The sequence below is a fragment of the Snodgrassella sp. ESL0323 genome (genome assembly GCF_013346865.1).
Taxonomy (GTDB): Bacteria; Pseudomonadota; Gammaproteobacteria; order Burkholderiales; family Neisseriaceae; genus Snodgrassella; species Snodgrassella alvi.
In genome coordinates, this window is record NZ_JAAEDT010000028.1 from 145,616 (window position 1) to 170,491 (window position 24,876).

A 24,876-nucleotide genomic window follows, 5' to 3' on the forward strand; every position below is an offset into this window, starting at 1 on the left:
TCGGCATCAATTAAAATAGCACCCTGCATGTCCCATTGTATCGGTATAATTGTCAACGACTTTCACATTATGTCCACTTGATTTAAGAGTATCGGTTATATTCTTAGCGACTCGCCCTTCTATTTTAAGATCATTGGACGATGCTCCCCAAGTTCGCCCATGTAACTATCGTGGTGCATTAATGGCATTTTGAGGGGACATATTAAGATCGACAATTTGCGTGACAATGGTCGCTTGAGTTTGTGGCTGACCTTCTCCGCCCATGGTGCCATAAACCAGATACGATGCACCCTCTTTAAATAACATAGCTGGATTTAAGGTATGAAAGGTTCGTTTATTCGGCTCTAAACGATTAATATGATTGGGGTCGAGTGAAAAAAAGCTTCCCCTATTTTGCAGCAAAATCCCGGTATCTTTGGCTACAATTCCTGAACCAAAATTATGACAAATACTTTGAATGATAGAAACCGCATTCCCTTCTGCATCAACAACGCCAAACCAAACTGTATCCCCTTTCGGATCTAATGGCTTAATATAGATGCGTGCAGTTTGCACATCAATTTGTTTAGCTTGTTGTTGACCATGTTGAGAGGATAATAAGAACTCAAGCGGGATAGGATTAAAATCAGGATCCGTCAAATATTTATCACGATCGGCAAACGCTTGCTTGGTGGCCTCAATAATTAAATGATAATAATCAGCACTACCTTCCCTAATGATTTAACATCAAAATTATTTAATATATTAAAAATCTCTAAAGAAGCCATCCCTTGTGTGTTAAGAGGCAAATTATAAGCAGTATATCGCTGATAGTTAGCATGAATAGGAGAAACCCATGTTGCTTTATGGTTAGCAAAATCATCTAAGGTCAACAGACCACCGTGACGCTTTAAATCATCAACGATTTTCTGAGCAATATGACCACAATAAAATACCGTTGCACCGTCATTGGCAATAGACTTTAATGAAGTTGCTAAATCAGGTTGTTTGAGAATTTCGTCGATTTGATAGACGTCACCATCGTTTTAAGGAAGGGGCTACGCGTTACTCGGTAAGTGTCTTGTTAACCACCTTCACATCGCCGATATTCAGTGAAATGAACAAATAACGAGTGACAAAGTAGTTGCTTTAGGTAAAGTACTTAAAGAAATTTATACTGCAAAGCTAATATTACAGTTTCCTGAGTATCCGTGTGAAGTTCAATTTTATATTCCTGAAAATAAAGAAGATATAATTAGTTATCAGTTATCTTTTTTCAAATAGCTGGAGAAAATTTGCCGGCTCATCAAATATCTGCATCGTGATACAGATAAGTATAATTTATTTATATAGTGTGTGTTGAATATAAAAAAGAGCCTGCTTTATTAATTAAACCTTTCTTTTGATTAGACGATATAACTAAAATATTACATTAAACTGCTGTTAGAACTTGCGAGTTAATCTTCGCCAAAACGATCACTGCCAAGTGTTCCTTTCAGGTACATAAAATGAGTAATACAAAACCGCCAATGTAAGGAACAAAGTTAATAAAAAACTTAGCCCTACTACGATTAATGAACATAATGAAATTTGTTATAATAATTCTTTATTATGCAAGATTTCCAAAATATCATCACGAATAACATACAAATAGATATTACCCTGAAATTTATAGCATATAAATCAATGTGATGAATAAAAATTTATTGTCTTTCCTTTCAATAACACAAGCACTTTTATTGTTTTTTCATAATAAACTTTATTACCATTTAATTCTACCTTTTATCAACAATAAAGTAATTTAATTATGAATTTTGAAGAATTATTTTTGGTGGTGTACATTTATGTCTGTTTAAGATTCTAAGCAAAACAAATAAATGTATTAATCTAAATTTAATCAATATATTATTCTTGATTAACCGATTTATCTTTTAAGATTTAATACAATTCAGTAAATTTACTTCATCCCATTTTTTAATCTTTTACTTAATTGATTAATAAAAAATAATAATTCAGTCCCATTTATCATTCATTCACTTTATTAAGATATTTTATCAATCCCTCTTTCGTTGAAAATTCACAGCGTTCGTCGGTTTGAAAATTATCGATACAAATCGTTTTTGATATGACTCTATTATCCCCAAAAAAAATAATGCTCTTAATATACCATCATCTTCTATATATAAAGGTAATTCAATAAAGCCATAACTGTATGATATGTTTAGCTCTAAAGTATCTTTAAGTAAAATGTAAATGTATTTGTCACCTGTTTTTTTATCAGTATATTCAAAAGCACTTACTAGTTCTTCATCACCATATTGATATGTATAAAGTTCTAATGCTTTATTCAATTCTTTATTATTATTTGTTAAAAAATACACCTCTAAATTACGCCTTCCGTCTTCAAAAGTATTACTAAGAAACATCGCTGTTCCTTTATGGCCTTTATATTCAACATTAATGGGCGGATGAGCAATGTTATTATATTGGGAAATCGATATTCTTCCGGAATGGTATCTAAATCCACATCAGAATTAGCATAAACATTTTGCAGGGTAAAAATTAAACCTAATAATATAAACATTACTAATTTAAATTTCATTGTAACCCTAAGAAAAAAAATAGAATTAAACATCTTTCCAATATTTATCGTTTCAATAATTTGCTTGTTCTTTGCCAAAAGTATAAATTACTGATTCACTATTTTTATATAAAATTATTTTATTTTTTTAATATATTTATTATTTAAATTGTATAAATTAAATACAAATATTTAAAAACAAGATTCTGATTCTTTGTGAAACTGATTAAGCTAATTCAATAATAATTAAAATAGCTGTTTCTTTAATACAAACAAAATCCATAAATAAACTCAGTATTTATTCTAAATATTGAGTTTATTTATGGCAAAAGACATCTGGTAAATTGATCTGTTCTAAATAGTTTTGAACCATATTGCGATTTCAAACTATTTATCAACCTACCTCTTTGGTACAACAAATTATTCACCCTGCCTAGCTATTTAAAAACAGGGTTTTCATTGTGTATGATGAATTAGCGTAAGATATCTACGATACTACGGGCTGCGCGACGGGCATCCAGTAAAATCAGACCGAGTTTGGCACCCTCATTAGCTGTAACAGCCAGTACATTGGTATCACCTGCCTGAATCAGCAGAATATAACCATGCTTACCCTTAACCATAACCTGCTCCAGTTCATCACATTGTAACTCACGGGAGGTACGGTTTCCCAAAGCAAGCAGAGCTGCTGCCATTGCACCAACGCGGTCTGGATCAACACCATTCGGTAACAAGGTTGCTACCGGCAGACCATCGGAGGAAATTACAGCAGATGCGGTAATATCAGCCGAAGAGCTGTTTAAATCACTTAATACCGAAACCAGTAATTGTTCTTGCATCTTGATGTCTTTCTATTGATGTTATTCATTTACCACATGAATGTCTTCACCCGCCAATACGTACAAACCACGTACCATCGTGACAAAAGCTTCACCATTTAGTAGCGGCAATCCTGCTGTTACCAAAATATTTTTGGTATTGCCTATATACAGAGGGAAGAATGTTAATTCACTCTGACCGGCAGGATCACATATCCCGATAGCGTTGTTGTAGATATTAAGGTTATTTTTAATCAGTAAACTGTGTTTTTCTGTCAGACGTGTTGCCTCACTAGCCAGATTAGCTACCTCTTCGGCAGTTTCATGATTAAAACCGACGTTAGCAAAATAAAAACCATCCTGATCAACCAACAGTGCTTTATGGCTGTCTGATAGCTGCCCCAGAATGTTTTCAAATTCATCAGAGGTAACCTTAACCAGCTGAGAACTGGGTTTAGCCTCTCCGTATAAGAATTCCAGACGTTGTAAGCGATATAACAAATTCAACGCTGTGTGAACATCATCTGTTTCAGCCCATCGTTTCAAACGCTCTTCGGTTAACTTCGCATTAATATCCGCCTGCAGAATATTGGCCAGCAACATACGACTGGCACTCTGGCTGGGGCTGGATACCGCATAAAATGCACCGGCTGGCATCACTTTAGGATACAAATCATGATGTAGCTGTAATGTAGATTCCATACTAACTACCCTTCTAAACCTGGATCAATTGAGTACAGCATAGCAGTAACCAGTTGTTTTACATCATCTTCATTACGGGCATCCACCTCAAAAACAGGTACATTAAGTTTATGCTGCGCCAGATACTGCTGATAAACATCCACGCCCGGCTGAGGATTGATATCCATTTTAGTTACACCAACGACAACCGGAGCCTCTTCCAGTAAATCATGAAAAGAGGTAAGGAAAAATTTCAAATCTTTTAATGGATTCTGGCGGGTATTATCCAGCAGCAGAATTAAACCCATACTCCCCTTACTTAAAATACTCCACATGAAGTCAAAACGTTCTTGACCAGGTGTACCATATAAATGAACTTTTGTATGTTCATCAAGCCGAATAACACCATAATCCATGGCTACAGTAGTATGACCTTTTCTATCCTGTGTCATATCCGACGCACTGGCATCAGTCTGTACCGGAGGATCATCCGATAATGCAGCAATGGCAGTCGTTTTTCCCACCCCAACCGGGCCGGTAAATATAATTTTATTTTCAACCATGATTACTCCCTACTTAGGTATTAATTGCCACGCAAGCGACCCATCAAACGTGCCAGTAAACCACCTTTCGGCTTGTCTTCATCGCTCTCATCATATTCTGCCTCTTGTGTACCACTTGCTGGTTTAGCAGCTTGTGGTGCTTTTCTTGTCAGAACCATTTCTTTCTCCTGTTGTGCAGTAGGAGGAGTCAACTGCTGCTCAATAATCAGGGCACCAATTGAATATGTAGCTGCTATATAGTTTAAAACATCTTCTAAAGAAACTGGTAATAACTTATATAGAGTATTCAGTGCCACAGGTGTACGCACCAAAAAAGCTGACAGACGCATAGCTTCAGGCAAATAAGCCAGACGAGTCATATTTGGCCATGCTTTCAGTCTGATCACCGTATCCGGCGTAATAGGCTCAATCAGACGACCGCGTGCTGTCCAGATTGATAACTGCCAAATACAGGATTGTAAGGTTAGCTTAGCCTTATCATGCAACTGTGCCGTTGATGCGGATGCAGGTACAGTTTTAGTCTGCCATTCTGCATCAGTTTGCATACACAATTGTTGCAAAGCATCACTTTCAGCTGCCAGTAATACTCTTTCAATACTGGGAAATACAATTAATACAGGCTTATTATCAAACAGAATTGCTGTATCTTCAGTTTGCTGAGCAAGCTTTTGTACCGTACCCAGTAAGGTTCCCTGAGTATGAAAGCGCACTACAGTTACCGACTGATGTGCATGCTCAGCAATTTTGTCTGCCTTATGTTCAGCATTTGATTCAATTTTTTCACTAACTGATTCTTTTTGTGCAGCTGCTTTATCAGCAAGCCAGACCCCGTTCCCCTGCTGCAAATTACGCAGATGCTGAAACAGCGTATCGAATCGGATAGGTTTCATCAGGTAGGGTGCTGTAAAAGATGGTGCATTACGACCAAAAAAGACTACTACAGCATCAGGAAATTTCTTTTTTGCCTTATGCCAGAGCTCTTCGCCGTCGTCAGCATCACCATCTACCAAAATTAGTTCGGGCTGTAAATTATCTTCAGGCTGAACCAACTGGTAATTTACACTATTGTACATCTTAAATGCCATGCGCAACATGGCTGTCTGGCGATCATCCACATTGACGAGCAAAACATAGGCAGTTTTTACTTTGGGTATTGAATTGTTCATCATTGATTTTGCACACCACCGTGGTTAATACGTTTCAATAATTGACTCATAGCAAGTACAACTTCTTCAGGTGGCGTCTGAATTTCAGCACGAATTACCTGTAACATTTTTTCCAGACGTGACCATTCTTCTGCACGTTCATATAAGTCAAATAAAGTAATATAAAGTTGTGACTCTTGCGGATAAAGCAGAACTGATTTTTCCAGTAAATCCATTGCTTCATCAAACTGACCAAAGGTAAGCAGCGATTCCACATCACGCAATACATGATCTGCCGGCGTTTCAGCCACATCATTTTCCGAGGAAGCTTTATCGACCAATGACAGACGTTTGGCCTTAAGTGCACTACTATTCACAGGCAGATAGCCCTGAGCTACGCCAATATCACGTAATATCGTTTCACTGGGTTTAGTCTCCAGCTGCTCAAACATTGGATGTTCGCCAAGACTGTATCCCCAGCCTAACATACGCTCTTTTACGACATTGCCATATTTTCCCAAAGTATAATACAACCGCCATAAATGCTGTGCAAATACATTGATATTATTGTTCCGGTAGTCTAATGCCAGAGCATCAATAATCATACTTGCCGGTTTTCTGGATGTCTTAATAGCCTTATTCAGACAACGAATAGCAGCATCATAGGGCAACTGTTCTTTTAATAAAACATAGCTGTTTTCGGGTTTGGAAAAACTCAGCAGAACATCACGCTCATCGCCATGAATTTTAAAATTACTACCTACATTACCTTCTACCAGCAATTCATGTGGCTGCTCAGTAATATCCTGGGCATTAATATCAGACTGAGATTCAGACTGGGTATCTTCAGGTTTTTTATCCGGATTAATACCAACTTCTTTTTCCGTTTCCTTAACATCCCATTGCAGCAGATCTTCTGCAAGCACGCGCAGCCCCAGATGATTTTCATCCAGTGCCAGACCTTGCCGAATCAGGTTCTCCAGTTCAGGCCGTTGAAAATAATTACGATACTGATCGATTATTTCCGCAAGTTTATCGGTATTTTTAGCATCCAGACATAATTCAGCCAGTTCATTGACCAGAGTATTTGCCATAGCAGGACTCTGCTGAGCAATATTCTGTTCCAGATATGCACCAAGTGAATCTGCAGCTTTCTGGAAGTAACCAAACTGTTTATAAACTTTATATTCAGTGAGATGATCTACTGTAGCAACAGAAACAGTGGTTTTGTCTGGTGTTGCCGGCTGCCAGTCCCAATCCTCATCTGCCTGCGGAGCAGCCTCCTCAGTTTCAGATGCTTCCTGAGTCTCAGTAGCTTTCTTTTCTGTCTTTGTATTACGCTTAGATGCAGATTGTTTTCTGCGGGCTGATTTTTTGCTTTTGGCATGTCCAGCCGCTTTCTGCCGCTTTTTCAGCACGAGCAATACAGCCAGCAAGATAACCAAAAGGGCAATAGGTAAATATAATTCCATAATTTACATCCCTTTTATAATTAGCTGCCAGATGCATGAGCGCATGGTTAAATGCATGTTTTTCATTTACGGTAACGCTTCACATACAATTGTCAATACTGTAACTATTTTACCTTAGCTTGCATTTGTTCGCCAGATTTTTATTTAACCTGGGGCAACATTCCGTTAGGTAATAGTTGCCAGACGTATCCGGGGTATTTCATTTTACCCGCCAAAGCACCGGCTTCATCGCCATAACCCCAGAAATAATCTACTCTTACTGCACCGTTAATGGCACTGCCGGTATCCTGAGCCATCATTAACCGGTTTAAACCAAAACCATTAGCGGGATGGGTAGTGGCAACAAATAACGGGGCACCCAGATTCATAAAGTGGCTGTCGACAGCAGCAGAATATCCTTTGGTAAGCGGTACACCCAATGCACCGGTTGGTCCGCTGGCCGGCTCTGCAGATGCGCGAAAAAAGACATAGCTTGGATTTTGTCCTAAGACTTCAGCCAATTGCTGCGGATGTTGCTGTAACCAGGCTTTAATACCCTGCATTGAAGTTTGTGCAAGTGGCAGATAACCTTTGTTAGCCATATATTTTCCAATTGATACATAAGGGTAGTCATTTTTATCGGCAAAACTGAGGCGCAGCATCCGACCGTCAGGTGTTCTTAACTGCCCTGACCCCTGTACATGCAGAAAAAATAATTCTACCGGATCATTAGCATAACCCAGAACAGGGGCTTTGCCATTAAGTGCGCCTGCATTAATCTGGGCACGGGTGTAATATGGAATCAATTGGTTACCACTGATGCGGCCTTTTAGTGCCCGTGTTTTCTCATTCAGGGGAAAGGAGGCCAGATTAGCGGTGTAATCTCCGTTAGGTGTAATGACGCCGCTATTTGCTCCGGTAAGTCGGATACGTACAACACCCTGACGCTGTCCGGCATTAAGAGGAACGACGATAAAATCGCTGGGAATACCATAAATAGGAAAGCGCGCCTGTGCAGTCTGTCTGGTATCGCCCGGCAGCATTGGTTCATAGTAGCCGGTTACAGTACCGGCCAGCTGTCCGTTCTGGCTGACTTCCCATGGCGTGAAATAAGTTTCAAAAAATACTCTGGCATGCTGGTTGTGTCTGGATGTGCGTGCTGCCTGCTGACATATTGGCTGCCAGGCTGGCTGCATTTGTAGTTTGCTACAACTGGTTTTGAATGCATCCAGACTATCAACAAATGACTGAATCGGCCATTGCGGCAATTCCTGATAAGAAACAGCTCGGTAGCTGACGCCGCCTTTCCCTGGGGTAAAGACATAATTCTGGGGTAACGGTTTACCCGGTGTTACTGAACCGGTTTCGCTCGGAGGAATTTTATCTGTAGGTTTACGGACATGAGGACAGGCACTCAGAAATAAAACACAGAAGCACAGTATCCAGCAGCGAATTAGGCTGAATTTCTTTGATGGCAAGATTTTTGACATTTTTTAATAGGAATTGAGATCGATACAGAAAATATAAACTATATTTTTACACCATTATGACAGTCAGTCACGCTTTTAAACAATGAACTACTGAATAACTGATTTTAGGCAGTGATATCTGGCGTTGTATCAACTGAATGTAAACACTCTGTTACAATAGCTTTTTTTTAATCAATTCAAATATTCTCCACATTATGAGTAAACCCACCCTCACACCGATGATGACGCAATACCTGTCTATTAAGGCTGAACATCAGGACAAATTACTGTTTTACCGGATGGGGGATTTCTATGAACTGTTTCTGGAAGATGCCGTTGAAGCAGCCCGTCTGCTGGATATAACGCTGACTACTCGCGGACAGATTAACGGGGAACCGGTCAGAATGGCCGGTGTACCTTATCATGCAGCCGAACAATATCTGGCAAAGCTAGTAAAACTGGGTAAAAGTGTAGCTATTTGTGAACAAACGGGTGAAGTAGGGGCAAATAAGGGACCGGTAGAACGGCAGGTTGTGCGTATAGTTACACCGGGTACGGTGACTGATACGGCATTACTTGAAGATAAAGAGACCAACCGTATTGCGGCCGTTTCTTTATTGAAAAAACAGCTTGGCATAGCGTGGCTTTCGCTGCAAAGCGGAGAATTCAGATGCAAAATCATTACTCCTGAAGCATTGCCTAATGAGCTGGCACGTTTGCAGGCTGCAGAAATACTGCTTTCTGATCAGACTCAGGAAAAATTGAATCTTAGTGGCTATGACCGGCAACTAACCCGGTTACACGCATGGCAATTTGCTGCTGATACTGGTGCCCGTATGATTGAGCGTTATTTTGGCAGTCAGGACTTACGTGCTTTCGGTTTACAACCAGGAGTACATGATGCAGCAATCGGTGCAGCGGGTGCTTTGCTGAACTATGTGCAGCAAACTCAAATGCAGTTACCTAAACATTTAGACAGCCTGTCACTGGAACAGGAGTCTGCTTATATTGGTATGGATGCGGCAACCCGCCGCAATCTGGAACTAACTCAGACTTTAAGCGGTTTAAAAGCTCCGACACTATTTTCTGTTTTAGACCAGTGTGCAACTCATATGGGCAGTCGTCTGCTGGCACAATGGTTACATCAACCATTGCGTCAGCGTCAGCAAATTATAGCCCGGCAACAGGCCGTTGCAGAGCTGGCCTCTCAGCAGGCACAAGTAACATCCATGCTAAATCAGGTAGCAGATATTGAACGTATTGCCGCACGAATTGCTATTGGCAGTGCCCGCCCTCGTGATTTATCTGCTTTACGGGATAGTTTGACTATTCTGGCAGAATTTCGTTTAGAAGAATCCGGCCAGAGTAGCAGCCTGATACAAACTCTACTGGAACAGTTTCCTCCTGCCGCACCTATTGCCGAACAGTTAAATATGGCGATTATGCCTGAACCATCGATATGGTTGCGCGACGGTGGAGTGATTAATGATGGCTTTGATGAGGAACTGGATGAATTACGCCGTTTACAGAATCATGCAGATGAGTTTTTGTTGCAATTGGAAAACCGGGAGCGGGAACGCACAGGTTTATCCAGTTTGAAAGTTGAATTCAACCGTGTGCATGGTTTTTATATTGAATTGAGTAAGGTGCAGTCTGAACAGGCTCCGGCAGACTATCAGCGACGTCAGACTCTGAAAAATGCAGAACGTTATATCACGCCTGAATTAAAAGATTTCGAAGAAAAAGTATTAAGTGCACAGCAAAATGCACTGGAACGGGAAAAACAGATATATGACAAGCTGTTACTGCAATTACAAAGTGAACTGCCGGTATTACAGCGCTGTGCCCGTGCGGCAGCCAGTCTGGATGTATTAAATACACTGGCCAGATATGCATGCACCGAACATTATTGTTTTCCGGAATTGGTAAACTATCCATGTTTACAGATTAAAAATGGCCGTCATCCGGTAGTGGCTGCACAAGTTAAACAGTTTACAGCTAATGATACGCGTCTTGATGAAAAACGGCGCCTGATGCTCTTAACCGGCCCGAATATGGGGGGTAAATCTACTTATATGCGACAAGTAGCCTTAATTGTGTTACTGGCGCATATTGGTGCTCCGGTACCTGCAGACAACTGTACACTGGGAGAATTTGACCAGATATTTACCCGTATTGGTGCTTCGGATGATCTGGCAGGTAACCGCTCTACTTTTATGGTAGAAATGTCGGAAACGGCTTATATTCTGCATCATGCAACGGAACAATCGCTGGTATTAATGGATGAAGTTGGCCGTGGCACATCTACCTTTGATGGTCTGGCTCTGGCGCAGGCCATTGCAGAACATTTACTGCAAAGAAATCGCAGTTACACTCTTTTTGCTACCCATTATTTTGAGTTAACCCGCTTACCTGAGCAGCATGCACACGCATTCAATATGCATCTTGCGGCTTTGGAACAAGGACAGGATATTGTTTTTCTGCATCATATTGAATCCGGACCAGCAAGTAAAAGTTATGGGATAGCAGTAGCGAAACTGGCCGGACTGCCGGCGCGGGCACTAAATGCCGCCTACCGCCATTTACAAACACTTGAACAGCATGCAGCTTCCGAGCAGCCGCAACTGGATATGTTTCAGGCTCAGGCAGCAGACAGCGAAGAAGAAACCATGATGGATACTGATATTAATCATGTTGCTATATCGGCAATTCCTGCTGATTTATGCGCTCAGCTAAATGCACTAAAGCCTGATGAACTGACACCTAAAGCAGCACTGGCTGCTATTTATGATCTGGTGAACTGCTGGCAAAATCATCAGTCATCATAAAAAATGCATAGAAAATCGGTTTTTTAGTTGACATAAGGCTGATTATCCGTATAATAGCTCCCTTACCAGACGCGGGGTGGAGCAGCACGGTAGCTCGTCGGGCTCATAACCCGAAGGTCGTAGGTTCGAATCCTGCCCCCGCATCCAGATTTCTAAAATGTCCTGTTTTAAACAGGACATTTTGTTTTATTCATTCTCTGAACATCTTTTCAAAAATAGATATTTCTGGTTTTCGATTGCCGATTTTACTTATTTTTTTTATTAGTCGTTGCGATTTATCTTAATTATCCATTTCATAACAAGCTGATTGATACAACCAGATTTAATATCTGACTAATAAATGTAAAGCGACAATATCAAAAACGCAGGTTTAATGGCTTTGAATATATAAAGGCAGAAAAATATGCAAAATCTTTCTGTACTGAGAATATTTTCAGATATTGAAAAATATTTTAATTAAGCATATCAATCACATGTAAACCTGTAAAATTAACAATATTATTTTCACATGCATCACTGCACGGTATAGATATTTATTAAAGCTTTCAAAGTTTTAGTAATATTGGTTACCGGTTCAAAGCTTCCATGATTAATATCAGATATCCGCAAAACTTACGATTAATTATATGAGACTCGACACGAAAACACTGGAATGTAATCAGCAGTGTTATATTCTGATGTGCTCGGTAATCAGAAATTACATTAAAAATTAATTTTCAACCAGTTTATTTACTCTGCCTGAATACTGGATTAACTCTAATTACTTAGGTAAGATAAAAATGAAGTAAGTAATCCGAAAATTCCGTGCGTTTTCTGGAATATTTAAAGGGTGATTAATGTATAAATTCAACGGATTTACGCAGGCTGGACTCAATTTTTTACAAGATATCCGGATTAATAATAGTAAGCCGTGGTTTGATGAGCATCGTTCAGTTTATGATCATGAATTGATACAGCCATTTCGGGCACTGGTTGAACAGTTAACCCCTGAAATGTTGAAAATCGACAAAGAATTTGAAACTCGCCCGGCTATTGGTAAAACGATATCACGTATTCATCGTGATACCCGTTTCTCAAAAGATAAATCTCTTTATCGCAGCCGTTTATGGCTGACATTCAAACGTCCAAGCCGCGACTGGAAAGAGGCACCTACCTATTTTTTTGAAATTAGTCCAGATACTTATCGATATGGGCTTGGTTATTATTGTGCACCCAAACAAACCATGGATATTTTCCGTGAAGAAATACTGAATAAACCAGAAGTGTTTTTAAAAGTGATGAGGTGTGTGAAGAAACCGTTTGAGCTTGTTGGTGATAGTTATAAACGTCCTTTAGTTAAAGAGCAGGATAAAAAGATTGCAACATGGTACAACCGGAAAAGTATTGCTGTAATGGCAACCAATCATCATATCGAAGATATACTTGACAGGGATTTACCAAATAAACTGACCCAAGGCTTTAAACAGTTATTACCACTTTATGATTTTTTAATGGATGTAGAATTCATTAAGAATATTTCCAAGTTATAAATATTCTCATCAATATAAAATGATTTTTATTATTTCCCGTTATAGCTTTTAATTTCTGAAACAATATAGCTATAGGGCTTCTTATAATCATTAGTTATGAATTCTATATTTTCGGCAGGAATACCTTGTAGATATCTGCTCATAACATCACGCACTAACATTCGGGTTACCCAATATTGATGTTTATACTTGTCAAAGCATAATTTCTACCACGCTCCAATTCCTGATGATTCAAAAATTGGACGTATCTGGTCAAAGCAAAATCGAGATTTATTTCCTCATCAAAGGTAAACCAGATGTGTATTTCCTTTTCTGTTATCTTTATAAAGTTTTCTACTTAACAAAGGTCTGAATAAAAATCAAAGTTGTTTATACATATGGTAATTTATCAGTATCTGATTTTTTCGGGATATTTTGTTAGCCCGCTTTATTTTAAAACCCCATTTTTTGAAAATTGGCATGGCTACTTTTGAAGCATCTACACTTAATTGTGAAAGCTTTTTCTGGTAGGCTAAGTCAAGCACATGGTCATAGAGTTTTCTGGCTATGCCACGCTTTTGAAAATCAGGATGCACGTAAAAACAGTCTATGTAACCATCATCTTTAAGTTCAATAAACCCCGCAAGGCGTGAGCCAAAGATAGCCATCCAAGGCTGAGTGTTATCTAAACGTTTTAACCACATCTGATAATCTGGTGGTGTTGGGCACCATGCTTCTTGCTCTGCTTTGCTATAAATATCGGTATCAATAGCATGAATAGTCGAATGAAACAAATCGCATATTTCATTGGCATAGAGTGGAGAGTATGGTTTTACTTCGATTTCAGATGCAGCATTACCCAACTTGTTTTCTATTTTCATTATGATTTGCTCCAGCAAGACTTTGCACTTCATTATCACCAACATTGATATGTTATCGCATATTTGCTGAGAAATTCATTATCACTGCAAAATACCGGGTATTGCTGCCGGTAACAGCCAGCTAAAAATCAGAAAAACTTTTTATCTTAATACGATGCCACATGATAAATGGCATAAAATTTACAAACTAAGTTTAATCAAACTAGTTTCCGCTACTTTTTTGCACATCTGGATAAACCCAAAGCTTATTATCATGCACTTCTGCCAGAAAAACATCATCCAGTTTTTCTCCTAACCGGTTCAGTTCATTTTCCAGCCATTTTTCGTCATGCCCCAGAGATTTTAAACTTGGGTAATTCACTACTCCATTTTCTACTACAACAACGGCCATGGAGGGATCACCTTTTTTTACTACGGTCATCTGACCATTATATTCAAACCAGACATCACTGAGCGCTTCCAGACTGTTGTAGCCACGCTGATGCAGTAACATAATAAAATCACGGATAGACAGTTTTGCTTTACGAAAATTCTGTGAAAGCACGATTCCATTTTCCATTAAGCGTATAGAGGTACCGTCAACAAAATCTTTAGCAATATTGCGCTTAAATGTGGTGTAACGTACCAGTAACAGTAATCCTGCCCAAAAAATGGAAGCACTCATAAGTAGGGTGATACTTATGGACGGGTTATATAGCGGACCGCCAATAATTGCCCCTAAAACCACGTTACCTACCTGATCAATAGCAGAAATGGGCGCCAGAGACCCTTTACCGGATAAGTTGATGTACACTAACAGAATACAAAATGCGACCAGCATTTTGAAAATGATATTGAGATAGATGGGATTCATTAACGGTTCCTTTTAAACAATAATAACCGCAGCTTCAGATAAATAAATATAAATTATTGATTTTAATAAATGTATCATGAAATCAATAAAAGATATTATTCTGAATATCGCTCAATATCCTAAAGTAATTAATATTTATAATATTAGAAACACAATAATAAAATATATATTTATTATCAATGATTTATATTGTAATTTTAAGGTAAATTTCAATTTTTAATTTGTTTAAAATTATGTAATTAATTAAGAATGTTTTTGGTTGAAATTTGGTCTTGATAAGGCAATATTGTTTTTGGCTGGATTATTTTAGTTATATTTTTATCGTTCTTGCCAGATATTTTCAGACGAAGGTTTTAAAAATTTGAATTCTGATGCGGAGAAAACCAGACTTAGTTACCCGCATCATGTTATATAACGGCACTGATAAGATTACCAATAGCTATCATGGCATTAAAGCAGCTAAGAATTTACGGAAAAGTTTTCATTATCAGTTAATGAAACAAATGCTATATAAATACAACTAATTTTTTATATCTCTGACTTATTGAAGTAATTAATGTTTTTATTTGCTCATCTATATCAGTAAAAAGATAGAAATTATGTAAACGCGGATAGTGTTTGATAAATATATTGCCTTTTTGGGTTCCGGCCGGGCATAAATTAAACGCTAATGTATTCGACGTTAAAATAATGCTCATAAAATCATCCCAATAAAAAATACCTTCCATGTCAACTGATTTGATTAAGATTCCTTCTTCAAAAAACACATAATGATATTCAGCAGGCCAGTTAATTTCTTGGTATAATTTTTTTAATCTTCTGATTTCACGAATTATTCCGACAATTTGTGCTATAGATATCAGTAAAAATATAACCGCGAGTATCTGAATAGATTCTATAGCTGTTCTAGGTATTGTATTTTCCTCTAAAAAAAATTTTTGCAAATAAAAACATGCAATATAGATGATATAAATAATTACGCCGCTAAAAAAAATTTTTTTAGGAAAATATATTTTAAATATCTCCCGGGATATTTGAGGCGCCGGTGATTGATTTTCTTCTAATTTAATATTCTTGGTAAATAAATATGTTGCCGTATCAGGATCGAAAGCAACATAAGGCTCTAATATATATTTTTTTATTATGACATTTAATTAATTATGTAAATTAATTTATTTTATCAAAAACCAGATTTATTTATATGACATATTTCAATATTCACTTTTTTGGTAAATTTATTCTAAACGGATACTCGGTAGATTAATGTTGAAAATAAAACAGGCAACTATGAAGATATCTGGTTGCCTGCTTACTACTACAAAGCTTTGAAATCCATGCCGGTAAATATTCGTACCGGATTACCGCGGGCTATCTGATGGTGGTGTTTATGATGAGCTGCCTTATTTCTTGCCTGCAATCGCTGTTCCTGCTGTAACAGCTTATGCTGAAGCAACAGCACAGCTAGTTTTTTATTAGCATGCTGGCTACGCTCTGATTGCACTTTAACACTAATACCACTGGCTGTATGTGTTGCTCTGACAGCTGATTCTGTTTTATTAACGTGCTGTCCGCCTGCTCCGGATGAACGCATGGTTTCAAATACAATTTCATCAGAGTACTGCTGAACAACCGGATTAAAACAACTCGCTCCGATAAACCAGTTTTTTCGTTTGTGCTGCGGGCGATAAGGGCTGGTACAAACCCATTGAATAGTACCCTGCCACATATCAGCCAGTGCTTTGGCCTGAGTGCCCTCTAAACTCACCAGTACTGAATGCAGCCCGTGTTTAGCCGGTTCCTGTTCCAGAACTTGTACTTCAACCTGTTTCTGTTTAGCTTCATATTGTAAACGTGCTAATGCTTTGACAACGGCAAGACAACATTCAGCCGGTCCGTAAGCAGCAGATAATTGCAAAAGTTGCATTATTTCTTCTCCGTCTGAACTTTATAAGTAATCACTGGTTTAAGGCGTGCTACCGGTCTGATTAGCTGAGCCTGAACCATGGCTGCGATTACACTTTCAATTGATTTATATGCCTGAGGGGCTTCTTCATATAGCAGTTCACGATCACCACAGATTACTCTGCTGCCATGTGCTGTACGGGTTAGCTGTTCTGCTGTATAGCGTTCTGCCAGCCTGCCCTTACAGGCAGAGCGCTGCCATTTACGCCCTGCACCGTGTGCCAGTGAATATAGTGAGGAAACGGTCTCCAGTGGCTGTACCAGATAGCTGAAATCACCACGTGAACCGGGAATAATCACTAATCCCCTGTTGGCAGGCGCAGCACCTTTCCGGTGCAACCAGCCATACTCCTTATTGATTGTTACCGGTTCTATAAAGTTATGGCTGATATCCAGCAGTTTTTGCCCCTGCTCACGCAGGTTAGCCAGAATACGTCTGCCAATCAGCTCGCGGTTCTGCTGTGCATAATCCAGAGCCAGATTGTGTTGCATCAGATATTCTTTACCGGCAGGACTATCGGCGATTAATCCTTGATGCCCGTACTGGCGGGTATGTTTATCCAGAATCATGCCGCCCAACCCGCGTGAACCGCTATGTACCATCAGTTGCAGGTAATGTTTATCCAGTCCGGTCTCCCGGGCGATTTCCGGTGCATAAACTGTTTCCAGCATTTGCAGTTCTGCAAAATGGTTACCGCTGCCAATGGTTCCTGAAGCATAGGTATGATTATTTAATGGCAGAATTTCCGGCCATAAATCTGTACATTCTGTGCTTGATAGCGGCTGGTCAATATTATCCAGACGCTTAATCAGCTTTGCCTGATTCATTGCCCGGATTTTGACTGTGGTTTGCCATAATGCCATTCCGCAGCCAATATCCCCGCCAATCAGTGCCGGATAAAGATATTGGGTAGTAAAAAAAGCTGCACCTACCGGATAACCACGGCCGGGATGTAAATCCGGCATACCGGCAACGTATTTAATATCGGGAAGTTTTGCAGTTGTCTCTAGCTGCCGGATGGCTTCGCCCTCTAACCAGAGTTCTGGTGATGTTATCAGGGTAATATTGTCCGCCAGCTGCTGAATAGAATTGCCCATTCTGATCCATTCCAATTATTTTATTTGGTAATAAGCAAGCAATAGTCAGCCATGTTCATCATAAATGAACAGGATTTGCATGCTGAGTAATAAATTGGCAGGCCGTAGCCAAGGATCAGGATGTAATCAGCCCTGGATTGACCTGCAAGGGATAGGTAGTACAAACATAATTATTCCTTTCCGTTGCAATGTTGATAATTTGACAGAGTGGCGTACTGTAAATCAGGTTTTACAGGTAGTCAAAAATAATCAGCGATTTTTATGTCAATGAGCTGATTATAATTAGTGTTCTGTAGTTATTTCACCACTAATACACTAATCCGGTACTTTTGTACACAATTATTTTCAATTGAAAATAATAAAAATTAATCATTAATAATAATTCATACTCTGATATTAATCGGTAACCACATTTCCTGCATTAATTTAAAAATCTGCGCCGGGTTAAAACTTCCAGAACTGCTGCCCGTCAGCGGAACCGCAGTAGAAACATAGTGATGGGGATTAACGATATTTATGGTCGCAGTAACTCAGGCAGGAATGGAACGGTAACGCCGCAATATATTGATGCCGTACAGAAATTATGTGCTCTGATAAGACAGTTTACCGACACTGGTAGCGAATTTCAGGCTGAATGCTGAATTTTTCAGTAATTTTCTATTTGTGCTGATATCTGTCTGAATATGTGCTGGATGTTTACTGCTGGTAATACTTCTAAATAAATAGTTAGTCGGACATATTATTCACTGTTGGTGTGGCAGGCTTATGTTTACAATAACTGGTTAGATTGATAAATACAAAATGAGGAATTTTTATGGCACAGTTTTTTGCTATCCATCCTACTGATCCTCAGGAACGACTGATTAATCAGGCAGCAGATATTGTTCGTGGTGGCGGAGTGATTGTTTATCCGACGGATTCCTGTTATGCACTGGGCTGCCTGCCGGGCAATAAACAGGCAATGGAGCGAATTTTACGTATACGCGGCATTGATCAGAAACATCATCTAACCCTGATGTGTCATGATCTCAGCCAGCTGGGTGTTTATGCGCGTGTAGATAATAGCCAGTTCCGGCTGCTCAAAGCAGCAACGCCCGGAAGTTATACATTTATTTTGCAGGCCACCAAAGAAGTACCAGCACGTACTCTTCACCCTAAACGCAAAACCATCGGTTTACGTGTTCCAGACAATCGTATAGCTCTGGCTTTATTGCAGAATCTGAATGAACCCATGCTGTCATGTACACTGATGCTGCCTCATGATGATGAACCGTTAACTGACCCTTATGATATCCGGGATCAGCTCGAACATGAAGTGGATCTGGTGATAGACGGTGGCTGGTGCGGTACTGAGCCTACAACCGTCATTGATATGACCGAGGATATTACGCTGATACGGCAGGGTAAAGGGGATACTGCACTATTTGGTTTGTAAAATTTTCACTGGTATCATAACTGTTTTGATTTAGAATCTTCTATTTGTATTTTAAGGATTTTACTTTGCTGAAATTTGATCTGGCTTACTTACTTCTGGCAATCTTGCCGATTCTACTTGGGATTACCCTCCCGGCAGCAGTTTGTGGTTATATGGCACGCTTTTGCGGTGACCGTACAGCTGAAACGATGGGTCGGCTGAGTTTGAATCCGGCTAAATACATTGATATTGTCGGAACAATTATTATCCCGCTGGCAACCATGATTCTTTTGTCAGGCTTTCTTATGGTTGGCTGGGCCAAACCAGTACCAATTGACCCGCGAAATTTTAAAAACAGACGTCAGGGAGAGCGTCTGGTAGCCATTGCCAGCCCCCTGGCTAACCTGCTCATGTGTCTGTGCTGGACCATTGTTGTGATTATCAGTCGGTGGGTGCCGGAATATTTTCAGGAACCACTGGCGATGATGGGAATCATAGGTGTCCGTGTTAATGCCATGTTCTGTTTTTTCAGTCTTCTGCCGATTCCTCCGCAACCGGGTGCACGCTTTATTGACAGTTTTCTGTCACCAAAAGCTTCGATGGAGTATCGTAAGCTGGAACCATATGGAACATGGATTATTCTGCTTCTGATTGTAAGCGGCATATTCTCGTTTATTTTGCGACCATTTCTTGAAATGGTTACGTCACTGATGTTTTTAATAATTAATCTCTTCTGAGATCAGATGTAGTTTTCATTATTAGAAAATTCAATTGAAATATTTAATTCGGCAAGAATATTTTTATATTCTTGCCGAATTATACTGATTACATCAATTTAAAATTAATTCTGGTGAATAAATGATTGGCTCATTGATTTACCTGAAAATTATTTTCTCTGTCCCAGTGTTACTCTTTCCAGACCAGCCAGATCAGGCTGTGTGTGAATCTGACTGAAATTATTCTGCGCTAACATTGTGCGGACTGCTTCTCCCTGATCAAAGCCATGTTCCAGTAATAACCAGCCATCAGGACGCAGAAAATGTGCAGCGCCGGTAATAATGGTTTGAAATGCAGTCAGACCGTTGTGATTATCGGTGAGCGCATGCTGCGGTTCAAAGCGCAAATCCCCCCGCTGCAAGTGTTGATCATGTACGGCAATATAAGGAGGATTGGATACAATTACGTCCACACTGTTACCTGCCGGCTGCGGCTGAGCCTGATACCATGAACCTTGTCCGAAAGATACGTCTGACTGCAGGGCAGCAGCATTGGTACGCGCAACTGCCAGTGCTTCTGCACTGATATCAGCTGCCCATACCTGTGCATCAGGACGTTCACAGGCTACGGTAATCGCAATGGCTCCGCTGCCTGTACCTAAATCCCACACAACTCCGTGCTCAGGTAAATGTGCTAAAACCGCTTCTACGAGATGTTCCGTTTCCGGACGCGGAATCAGTACCGCTTCTGTAACTTGAAAACGCCTGCTGTAAAATTCACGCCATCCGAGCAGATAGGCCAATGGCTCACCAGCCAGCCGCCGTTGTGCCAGTTGATTCAGTCTGGTCTGATCACTGCTGCTGATTAGCTGCTGACCATGGGCGATAATATAGCCATGACTGATATCCAGTACCTGCTGAAGCAGCATTCGTGCTTCCAGTCGCGGCAAACCGCAGTTGTGTAACCAGCTATCAAGAGTGATTGGCGTATCTGTATTCATTATCTATTCTTTAAGACAGGTTTATAACAAAAACAGGGTGGCCAGACCAAGAAAAATAAAAAAGCCGCCGGAATCTGTAACAGCAGTAATCAGCACACTGCTGCCAAGTGCCGGATCGCGGCCGGATTTTTGCATAATTACCGGTATCAGTACGCCGACCGTGGCAGCCAGTAACAGATTCAGTGTCATTGCAGCCACCATAACCAGACCAATACCTACGCTGTGATACAGGAAATAGGAAACTAGCCCCATCACAGAACCCCAGATAATACCATTTACAAGAGCAACACCCTCTTCTTTGCGCAGTAACCGCCATGCCTGACTGTTACTGATTTGTCCGGAGGTCATGGCGCGCACAATCATGGTAATGGTCTGATTACCGGAATTACCGCCAATACCGGCCACAATCGGCATCAGTGTTGCCAGCGCAACAATTTTTTCAATTGAGTTTTCAAACATACCAATTACACGGCTGGCAACAAAAGCCGTACACAAATTGACAGCCAGCCATATCCAGCGGTTTTTTACTGAATCCACTACCGGCGCAAACAGGTCTTCCTCTTCACGTAAACCGGCCATATTCAGCATATCGGTTTCTGATTCTTCACGAATCACATCCACCATTTCATCAACGGTAATACGTCCGATCAGTTTGCGGTTACTGTCTACTACTGGTGCAGTGACCAGATCATAGCGCTCAAATGCCGCTGCTGCTTCTTCAGCATCGTCTTCAGGACGGAAGGTAACCACATCATCGGCCATAACTGTCGAGACCAGTAAATCCGGATCGGCAACCAGCAGACTGCGTATAGGTAAAACGCCTTGCAGAACATCGTAATTATCGACTACAAAGATTTTATCGGTATGGTCGGGCAAACGTTCAAAGCGGCGTAAATAACGCAAGACCACCTCACAGGTTACATCTGCCCGAATACTCACCAGCTCAAAATCCATCAGTGCGCCAACCTGATTGTCTTCAAATGACATTGCCGCAGTAATTTGTGCCCGCTCTTCTTCATCACGGCTGCTGATGGCTTCATAAACAACTTCTTTGGGCAAATCCGGAGCCAGCTCGGCCAGTTCGTCTGCATCCAGATTATCCACAGCGGCCAGCAGTTCCTGCTGCGCCATGCTTTCAATCAGAGTTTCACGTACCGGATCAGAAACCTCCAGTAATACCTCACCATCTTCAGTAGGTGTAGCCAGCTTCCACACCAGCATACGTTCCTGTAGCGGCAGTGACTCCAGCAGGGTAGCCATATCGGCAGGATGCAGCTCGTGCAGAGCAGCAATCAGTTCAGTCAGTGCCTGTTCCTGCTCCGGTGTTTGCAGGTATGACTGAGTATGCGAATGGATATGCTCGGCAACCGGCAAAAGAATAGCAACCAGCTCACATATGTGATCGGTATCCAGATGCAGGCGTTCCAGTTCGCTGAGATTGCTGTGGCTATCCATTGTATTGTTATCCTGTGTGTTGCATCATCCAAACCGGAATGTTACCGCTGCAATGCCAGCAGTATATCCTGATAAAACAGCATTTTGCCTGTTATGATAAATTAAAGCCTGCTTGAGCAGGCTGTCTTTAATAATATTGTACACGGATTTTACCTGTTCGCGCCTCTCCTTCTTTGCGTTTATCACCACAAACTATATTGCTAAGCTGCATAATCAGTGTATTTCACGGCAAGGTTTATATATTCTCTGTCACAGAAGAAGGTTGCTGATAACACCACATTGTTTTAATGTATAAATTACATTACTGCTGCAAATCATGCTTAAATTCAGCAGGGGGAATAGCAACATGCTCAGAGAAAATTTCAATGAATTTCAGTATTTACTGACAATAGCCAAAGAGCGAAGTTTTACCAGAGCAGCCCGTAAACTGGGAATGACACAGTCTGCGCTCAGCCACGCGATTAAAGTTCTGGAGCAAAAACTGCAAACACGTTTACTGACCCGGACAACACGCAGTGTGGCGCCTACTGATATAGGTGAACAGATTATTGCTTATCTGGAACCACGATTAAATGAGCTTGAATTTACATTACAGAATCTGGTTGAACAAAATGGTACGGCCAGCGGCAATATTCGGCTGTCTGTTAGTGAACATGCGGCAAATACGGTACTTTGGCCAAAACTGAAACCATTTCTGAAAGAACATCCGAAAATTAATGTTGAGTTATTTATCGATAACCATTTTGTAGATATCGTGCAGGATGGTTTTGATGCCGGAGTACGCCTTGGAGAGAGCCTCGAACAAGACATGGTAGCTATTAAACTGAGTTCTGAAATACGTCTGGCCGTTGTGGCATCAGCAGATTATTTCAAGACTCATGCTATACCAGCCACCCCATATGATTTACAGCATCATCAGTGTATCAATGTACGCTTACCCAGTGCCAACGCACTTTACCAGTGGGAGTTTGAAAAAGACGGCAAACCACTGCGCATTAAAGTAAACGGACAACTCACTTTCAATCAGTTGCCTGAGCGCATAGACGCCGTGTTATCTGGTTTTGGTATTGGCTACGTGCCCGAGGATATGGTCACAGCACTGGTGGCATCCGGTCAGCTGGTACAAGTACTGAAAGAATGGTGCCCTGCTTTTCCGGGCTATTACCTTTATTATCCCAGCCGCAAACAGCACCCCCGTGCCTTTGCTATGATGATTGATGCTTTACGACTAGTTGAATAAGGGAAACCATATAAGCCTCCCTTATCCTTTCCTGATTAACGCCCTACACGTGCCTGCTGGTCAGCAGGATAACGCTCACCCACAATAGAAATACGCTCCAGAGCCTGATTAATTTCAGCAACATCACTGGCGGTTAGCTGAATATCGGCCGCAGCCAGATTTTCCTGAAGTCTGTCTGGTCTGGTAGTGCCCGGAATCGGAACAATCCATGGTTTTTGTGCCAGCAGCCATGCCAGAGCAATCTGAGCCGGAGTAACCTGATGAGCCTGAGCCAGTTTATTGATCAGAGTGGTCAGATTTTCATTTGCTGCCCGCGCTTCAGGAGTAAAGCGCGGTACACGCCGGCGGAAATCATCGGCAGTAAATACGGTAGATGAATTAATGGTACCGGTTAAAAAGCCTTTACCCAGCGGGCTGAACGGTACCAGACCAATTCCCAGCTCTTGCAGCAATGGCAAAATTTCTTTTTCCGGTTCGCGCCACCACATTGAGTATTCACTTTGCAACGCAGTCAGAGGCTGTACTGCATGAGCCCGGCGAATGGTAGCAGCACCGGCTTCAGACAAACCGAAATGTTTTACCTTTCCCTCAGCAATCAAATCCTTAACCGTACCGGCAACATCTTCAATCGGTACATCAGGATCGACCCGATGCTGATACAATAAATCAATCACATCTGTTTGCAGCCGTCGCAATGAACCTTCGACTGCCTGGCGAATATGCTCCGGACGGCTGTTTAAAATCTGCTGCTTATTATCATCACCAAACGTAAAACCAAACTTAGTGGCAATCACTACCTGTTGCCGGTAAGGTTTCAAAGCCTCACCGACTAATTCTTCGTTCAGATAAGGACCATAGACTTCTGCCGTATCAAAAAAAGTCACACCTTGTGCCACTGCAGAACGAATCAGCTCAATGGCTTTTCCAGTTTCTGTTGCCGCACCATATCCGAAACTCAGCCCCATACATCCCAGCCCCAAAGCAGAAACAGCCAGACGGCTACTGCCTAAATAACGTTGTTGCATCGTACTATTCCTTTTGTGATTAATCGCAGAAACAGCATAGTCTTTGCAGGCAACAGGATTAAGAGGTCTGAATTACTAAGGTTAATTAATACTATTCATAAATAATCAACCAGCCTTTTCATCAGTCAAAAAAAAGCGCCTGACAAATCAGCAGGCGCTCAGCGGTATATTTCAGACGTAAATACTATTTTTTCCAAATACCTTTATC

Annotated in this window: 22 protein-coding genes, 1 tRNA gene and 1 pseudogene; 7 read left to right on the forward strand and 17 right to left on the reverse strand. The window is 40.7% G+C overall.

The window, feature by feature from the left end:
- Positions 1-165: 165 nt before the first annotated feature.
- From GY065_RS13425 to GY065_RS12135, 9 genes and pseudogenes are all read right to left on the reverse strand, one after another.
- Complete coding sequence (locus tag GY065_RS13425) at positions 166-720, reverse strand: gamma-glutamyltransferase (RefSeq protein WP_198218774.1); 555 nt, start codon at positions 718-720, stop codon at positions 166-168.
- Positions 684-1,010, reverse strand: a pseudogene (locus GY065_RS13430) (gamma-glutamyltransferase); the annotation flags it as partial. The gene GY065_RS13425 and the pseudogene GY065_RS13430, both read right to left, overlap by 37 nt.
- Positions 1,011-2,033: 1,023 nt before the next feature.
- Complete coding sequence (locus GY065_RS12105; RefSeq protein WP_174834273.1) at positions 2,034-2,405, reverse strand: hypothetical protein; 372 nt, start codon at positions 2,403-2,405, stop codon at positions 2,034-2,036.
- Between the two features lie 628 nt (positions 2,406-3,033).
- Entirely contained in the window at positions 3,034-3,399 is a 366-nt protein-coding gene (locus GY065_RS12110) for a roadblock/LC7 domain-containing protein (RefSeq protein ID WP_100091176.1), read from the reverse strand.
- 21 nt (positions 3,400-3,420) lie between these two features.
- Complete coding sequence (locus tag GY065_RS12115) at positions 3,421-4,080, reverse strand: peptidase M23 (protein WP_174834274.1); 660 nt, start codon at positions 4,078-4,080, stop codon at positions 3,421-3,423.
- A 5-nt stretch (positions 4,081-4,085) separates the two neighbouring features.
- Positions 4,086-4,622: an ATP/GTP-binding protein gene (locus GY065_RS12120; RefSeq protein WP_100116584.1), complete on the reverse strand. Its 537-nt coding sequence runs from the start codon at positions 4,620-4,622 to the stop codon at positions 4,086-4,088.
- A gap of 20 nt (positions 4,623-4,642) precedes the next feature.
- Positions 4,643-5,791, reverse strand: a complete 1,149-nt coding sequence (locus GY065_RS12125) for an alpha-glucan phosphorylase (protein ID WP_174834275.1) — start codon at positions 5,789-5,791, stop codon at positions 4,643-4,645.
- Positions 5,788-7,239: a hypothetical protein gene (locus tag GY065_RS12130; RefSeq protein ID WP_174834276.1), complete on the reverse strand. Its 1,452-nt coding sequence runs from the start codon at positions 7,237-7,239 to the stop codon at positions 5,788-5,790. Before GY065_RS12130 ends, GY065_RS12125 begins: the two co-directional genes overlap by 4 nt.
- A 140-nt stretch (positions 7,240-7,379) precedes the next feature.
- Positions 7,380-8,708, reverse strand: coding sequence for a murein transglycosylase A (locus GY065_RS12135; RefSeq protein WP_174834277.1), 1,329 nt, complete (start codon positions 8,706-8,708; stop codon positions 7,380-7,382).
- Between the two features lie 194 nt (positions 8,709-8,902).
- On the opposite strand from GY065_RS12135, the gene mutS reads away from it, so the two are divergent.
- From mutS to GY065_RS12150, 3 genes are all read left to right on the forward strand, one after another.
- Complete coding sequence (gene mutS, locus GY065_RS12140; protein WP_174834278.1) at positions 8,903-11,515, forward strand: DNA mismatch repair protein MutS; 2,613 nt, start codon at positions 8,903-8,905, stop codon at positions 11,513-11,515.
- A 70-nt stretch (positions 11,516-11,585) separates the two neighbouring features.
- Positions 11,586-11,662 (forward strand) — tRNA-Met (locus tag GY065_RS12145).
- A 689-nt stretch (positions 11,663-12,351) separates the two neighbouring features.
- A complete protein-coding gene (locus tag GY065_RS12150; RefSeq protein WP_174834285.1) occupies positions 12,352-13,044 on the forward strand; it encodes a DUF2461 domain-containing protein in 693 nt (230 codons plus the stop codon).
- Positions 13,045-13,403: 359 nt separating this feature from the next.
- Here the strand turns inward: GY065_RS12150 and GY065_RS12155 are convergent, their stop codons facing one another.
- The 5 genes from GY065_RS12155 to GY065_RS12175 form a co-directional block, all read right to left on the reverse strand.
- Positions 13,404-13,904 (reverse strand): GNAT family N-acetyltransferase, encoded by a 501-nt coding sequence (locus GY065_RS12155; RefSeq protein WP_174834287.1) that lies wholly within the window; start codon positions 13,902-13,904, stop codon positions 13,404-13,406.
- Positions 13,905-14,106: 202 nt separating this feature from the next.
- Complete coding sequence (locus GY065_RS12160; RefSeq protein ID WP_025331730.1) at positions 14,107-14,757, reverse strand: DUF421 domain-containing protein; 651 nt, start codon at positions 14,755-14,757, stop codon at positions 14,107-14,109.
- A 506-nt stretch (positions 14,758-15,263) separates the two neighbouring features.
- Entirely contained in the window at positions 15,264-15,701 is a 438-nt protein-coding gene (locus tag GY065_RS12165; RefSeq protein WP_174834289.1) for a hypothetical protein, read from the reverse strand.
- A 371-nt stretch (positions 15,702-16,072) separates the two neighbouring features.
- A complete protein-coding gene (gene prfH / locus GY065_RS12170) occupies positions 16,073-16,681 on the reverse strand; it encodes a peptide chain release factor H (protein ID WP_100115739.1) in 609 nt (202 codons plus the stop codon).
- A complete protein-coding gene (locus tag GY065_RS12175; protein WP_174834290.1) occupies positions 16,681-17,817 on the reverse strand; it encodes an RNA ligase RtcB family protein in 1,137 nt (378 codons plus the stop codon). Before GY065_RS12175 ends, prfH begins: the two co-directional genes overlap by 1 nt.
- A 497-nt stretch (positions 17,818-18,314) precedes the next feature.
- On the opposite strand from GY065_RS12175, the gene GY065_RS12180 reads away from it, so the two are divergent.
- The 3 genes from GY065_RS12180 to GY065_RS12190 all read left to right on the forward strand — a co-directional run bounded on the left by GY065_RS12180 (position 18,315) and on the right by GY065_RS12190 (position 19,968).
- Positions 18,315-18,458 (forward strand): hypothetical protein, encoded by a 144-nt coding sequence (locus GY065_RS12180; RefSeq protein WP_174834292.1) that lies wholly within the window; start codon positions 18,315-18,317, stop codon positions 18,456-18,458.
- Between the two features lie 173 nt (positions 18,459-18,631).
- Positions 18,632-19,252 (forward strand): L-threonylcarbamoyladenylate synthase, encoded by a 621-nt coding sequence (locus tag GY065_RS12185; protein ID WP_084551647.1) that lies wholly within the window; start codon positions 18,632-18,634, stop codon positions 19,250-19,252.
- Positions 19,253-19,317: 65 nt separating this feature from the next.
- Positions 19,318-19,968: a site-2 protease family protein gene (locus GY065_RS12190; RefSeq protein WP_174834293.1), complete on the forward strand. Its 651-nt coding sequence runs from the start codon at positions 19,318-19,320 to the stop codon at positions 19,966-19,968.
- Between the two features lie 149 nt (positions 19,969-20,117).
- On the opposite strand, the gene prmC is transcribed toward GY065_RS12190, so the two are convergent.
- Both prmC and mgtE read right to left on the reverse strand, forming a co-directional pair.
- Positions 20,118-20,930 (reverse strand): peptide chain release factor N(5)-glutamine methyltransferase, encoded by an 813-nt coding sequence (gene prmC / locus GY065_RS12195; protein ID WP_371731968.1) that lies wholly within the window; start codon positions 20,928-20,930, stop codon positions 20,118-20,120.
- 39 nt (positions 20,931-20,969) lie between these two features.
- A complete protein-coding gene (gene mgtE / locus GY065_RS12200) occupies positions 20,970-22,403 on the reverse strand; it encodes a magnesium transporter (RefSeq protein WP_025331738.1) in 1,434 nt (477 codons plus the stop codon).
- Between the two features lie 346 nt (positions 22,404-22,749).
- Here mgtE and GY065_RS12205 point away from each other — a divergent pair, with 346 nt between their 5' ends.
- The gene (locus GY065_RS12205; protein WP_078475196.1) at positions 22,750-23,643 is read left to right on the forward strand and encodes a LysR family transcriptional regulator; all 894 of its coding nucleotides are present in this window, start codon (positions 22,750-22,752) and stop codon (positions 23,641-23,643) included.
- 35 nt (positions 23,644-23,678) lie between these two features.
- On the opposite strand, the gene GY065_RS12210 is transcribed toward GY065_RS12205, so the two are convergent.
- Positions 23,679-24,668, reverse strand: coding sequence for an aldo/keto reductase (locus GY065_RS12210; RefSeq protein ID WP_084548633.1), 990 nt, complete (start codon positions 24,666-24,668; stop codon positions 23,679-23,681).
- Positions 24,669-24,876 lie beyond the last annotated feature (208 nt).

Coding starts and splice junctions, on each gene's coding strand:
- GY065_RS12105 (WP_174834273.1), bottom strand. CDS start 2,405: ATGTTTCTTAGTAATACTTTTGAAGACGGAAGGCGTAATTTAGAGGTG.
- GY065_RS12110 (WP_100091176.1), bottom strand. CDS start 3,399: ATGCAAGAACAATTACTGGTTTCGGTATTAAGTGATTTAAACAGCTCT.
- GY065_RS12115 (WP_174834274.1), bottom strand. CDS start 4,080: ATGGAATCTACATTACAGCTACATCATGATTTGTATCCTAAAGTGATG.
- GY065_RS12120 (WP_100116584.1), bottom strand. CDS start 4,622: ATGGTTGAAAATAAAATTATATTTACCGGCCCGGTTGGGGTGGGAAAA.
- GY065_RS12125 (WP_174834275.1), bottom strand. CDS start 5,791: ATGATGAACAATTCAATACCCAAAGTAAAAACTGCCTATGTTTTGCTC.
- GY065_RS12130 (WP_174834276.1), bottom strand. CDS start 7,239: ATGGAATTATATTTACCTATTGCCCTTTTGGTTATCTTGCTGGCTGTA.
- GY065_RS12135 (WP_174834277.1), bottom strand. CDS start 8,708: ATGTCAAAAATCTTGCCATCAAAGAAATTCAGCCTAATTCGCTGCTGG.
- mutS (WP_174834278.1), top strand. CDS start 8,903: ATGAGTAAACCCACCCTCACACCGATGATGACGCAATACCTGTCTATT.
- GY065_RS12150 (WP_174834285.1), top strand. CDS start 12,352: ATGTATAAATTCAACGGATTTACGCAGGCTGGACTCAATTTTTTACAA.
- GY065_RS12155 (WP_174834287.1), bottom strand. CDS start 13,904: ATGAAAATAGAAAACAAGTTGGGTAATGCTGCATCTGAAATCGAAGTA.
- GY065_RS12160 (WP_025331730.1), bottom strand. CDS start 14,757: ATGAATCCCATCTATCTCAATATCATTTTCAAAATGCTGGTCGCATTT.
- prfH (WP_100115739.1), bottom strand. CDS start 16,681: ATGCAACTTTTGCAATTATCTGCTGCTTACGGACCGGCTGAATGTTGT.
- GY065_RS12175 (WP_174834290.1), bottom strand. CDS start 17,817: ATGGGCAATTCTATTCAGCAGCTGGCGGACAATATTACCCTGATAACA.
- GY065_RS12180 (WP_174834292.1), top strand. CDS start 18,315: ATGGGGATTAACGATATTTATGGTCGCAGTAACTCAGGCAGGAATGGA.
- GY065_RS12185 (WP_084551647.1), top strand. CDS start 18,632: ATGGCACAGTTTTTTGCTATCCATCCTACTGATCCTCAGGAACGACTG.
- mgtE (WP_025331738.1), bottom strand. CDS start 22,403: ATGGATAGCCACAGCAATCTCAGCGAACTGGAACGCCTGCATCTGGAT.
- GY065_RS12205 (WP_078475196.1), top strand. CDS start 22,750: ATGCTCAGAGAAAATTTCAATGAATTTCAGTATTTACTGACAATAGCC.
- GY065_RS12210 (WP_084548633.1), bottom strand. CDS start 24,668: ATGCAACAACGTTATTTAGGCAGTAGCCGTCTGGCTGTTTCTGCTTTG.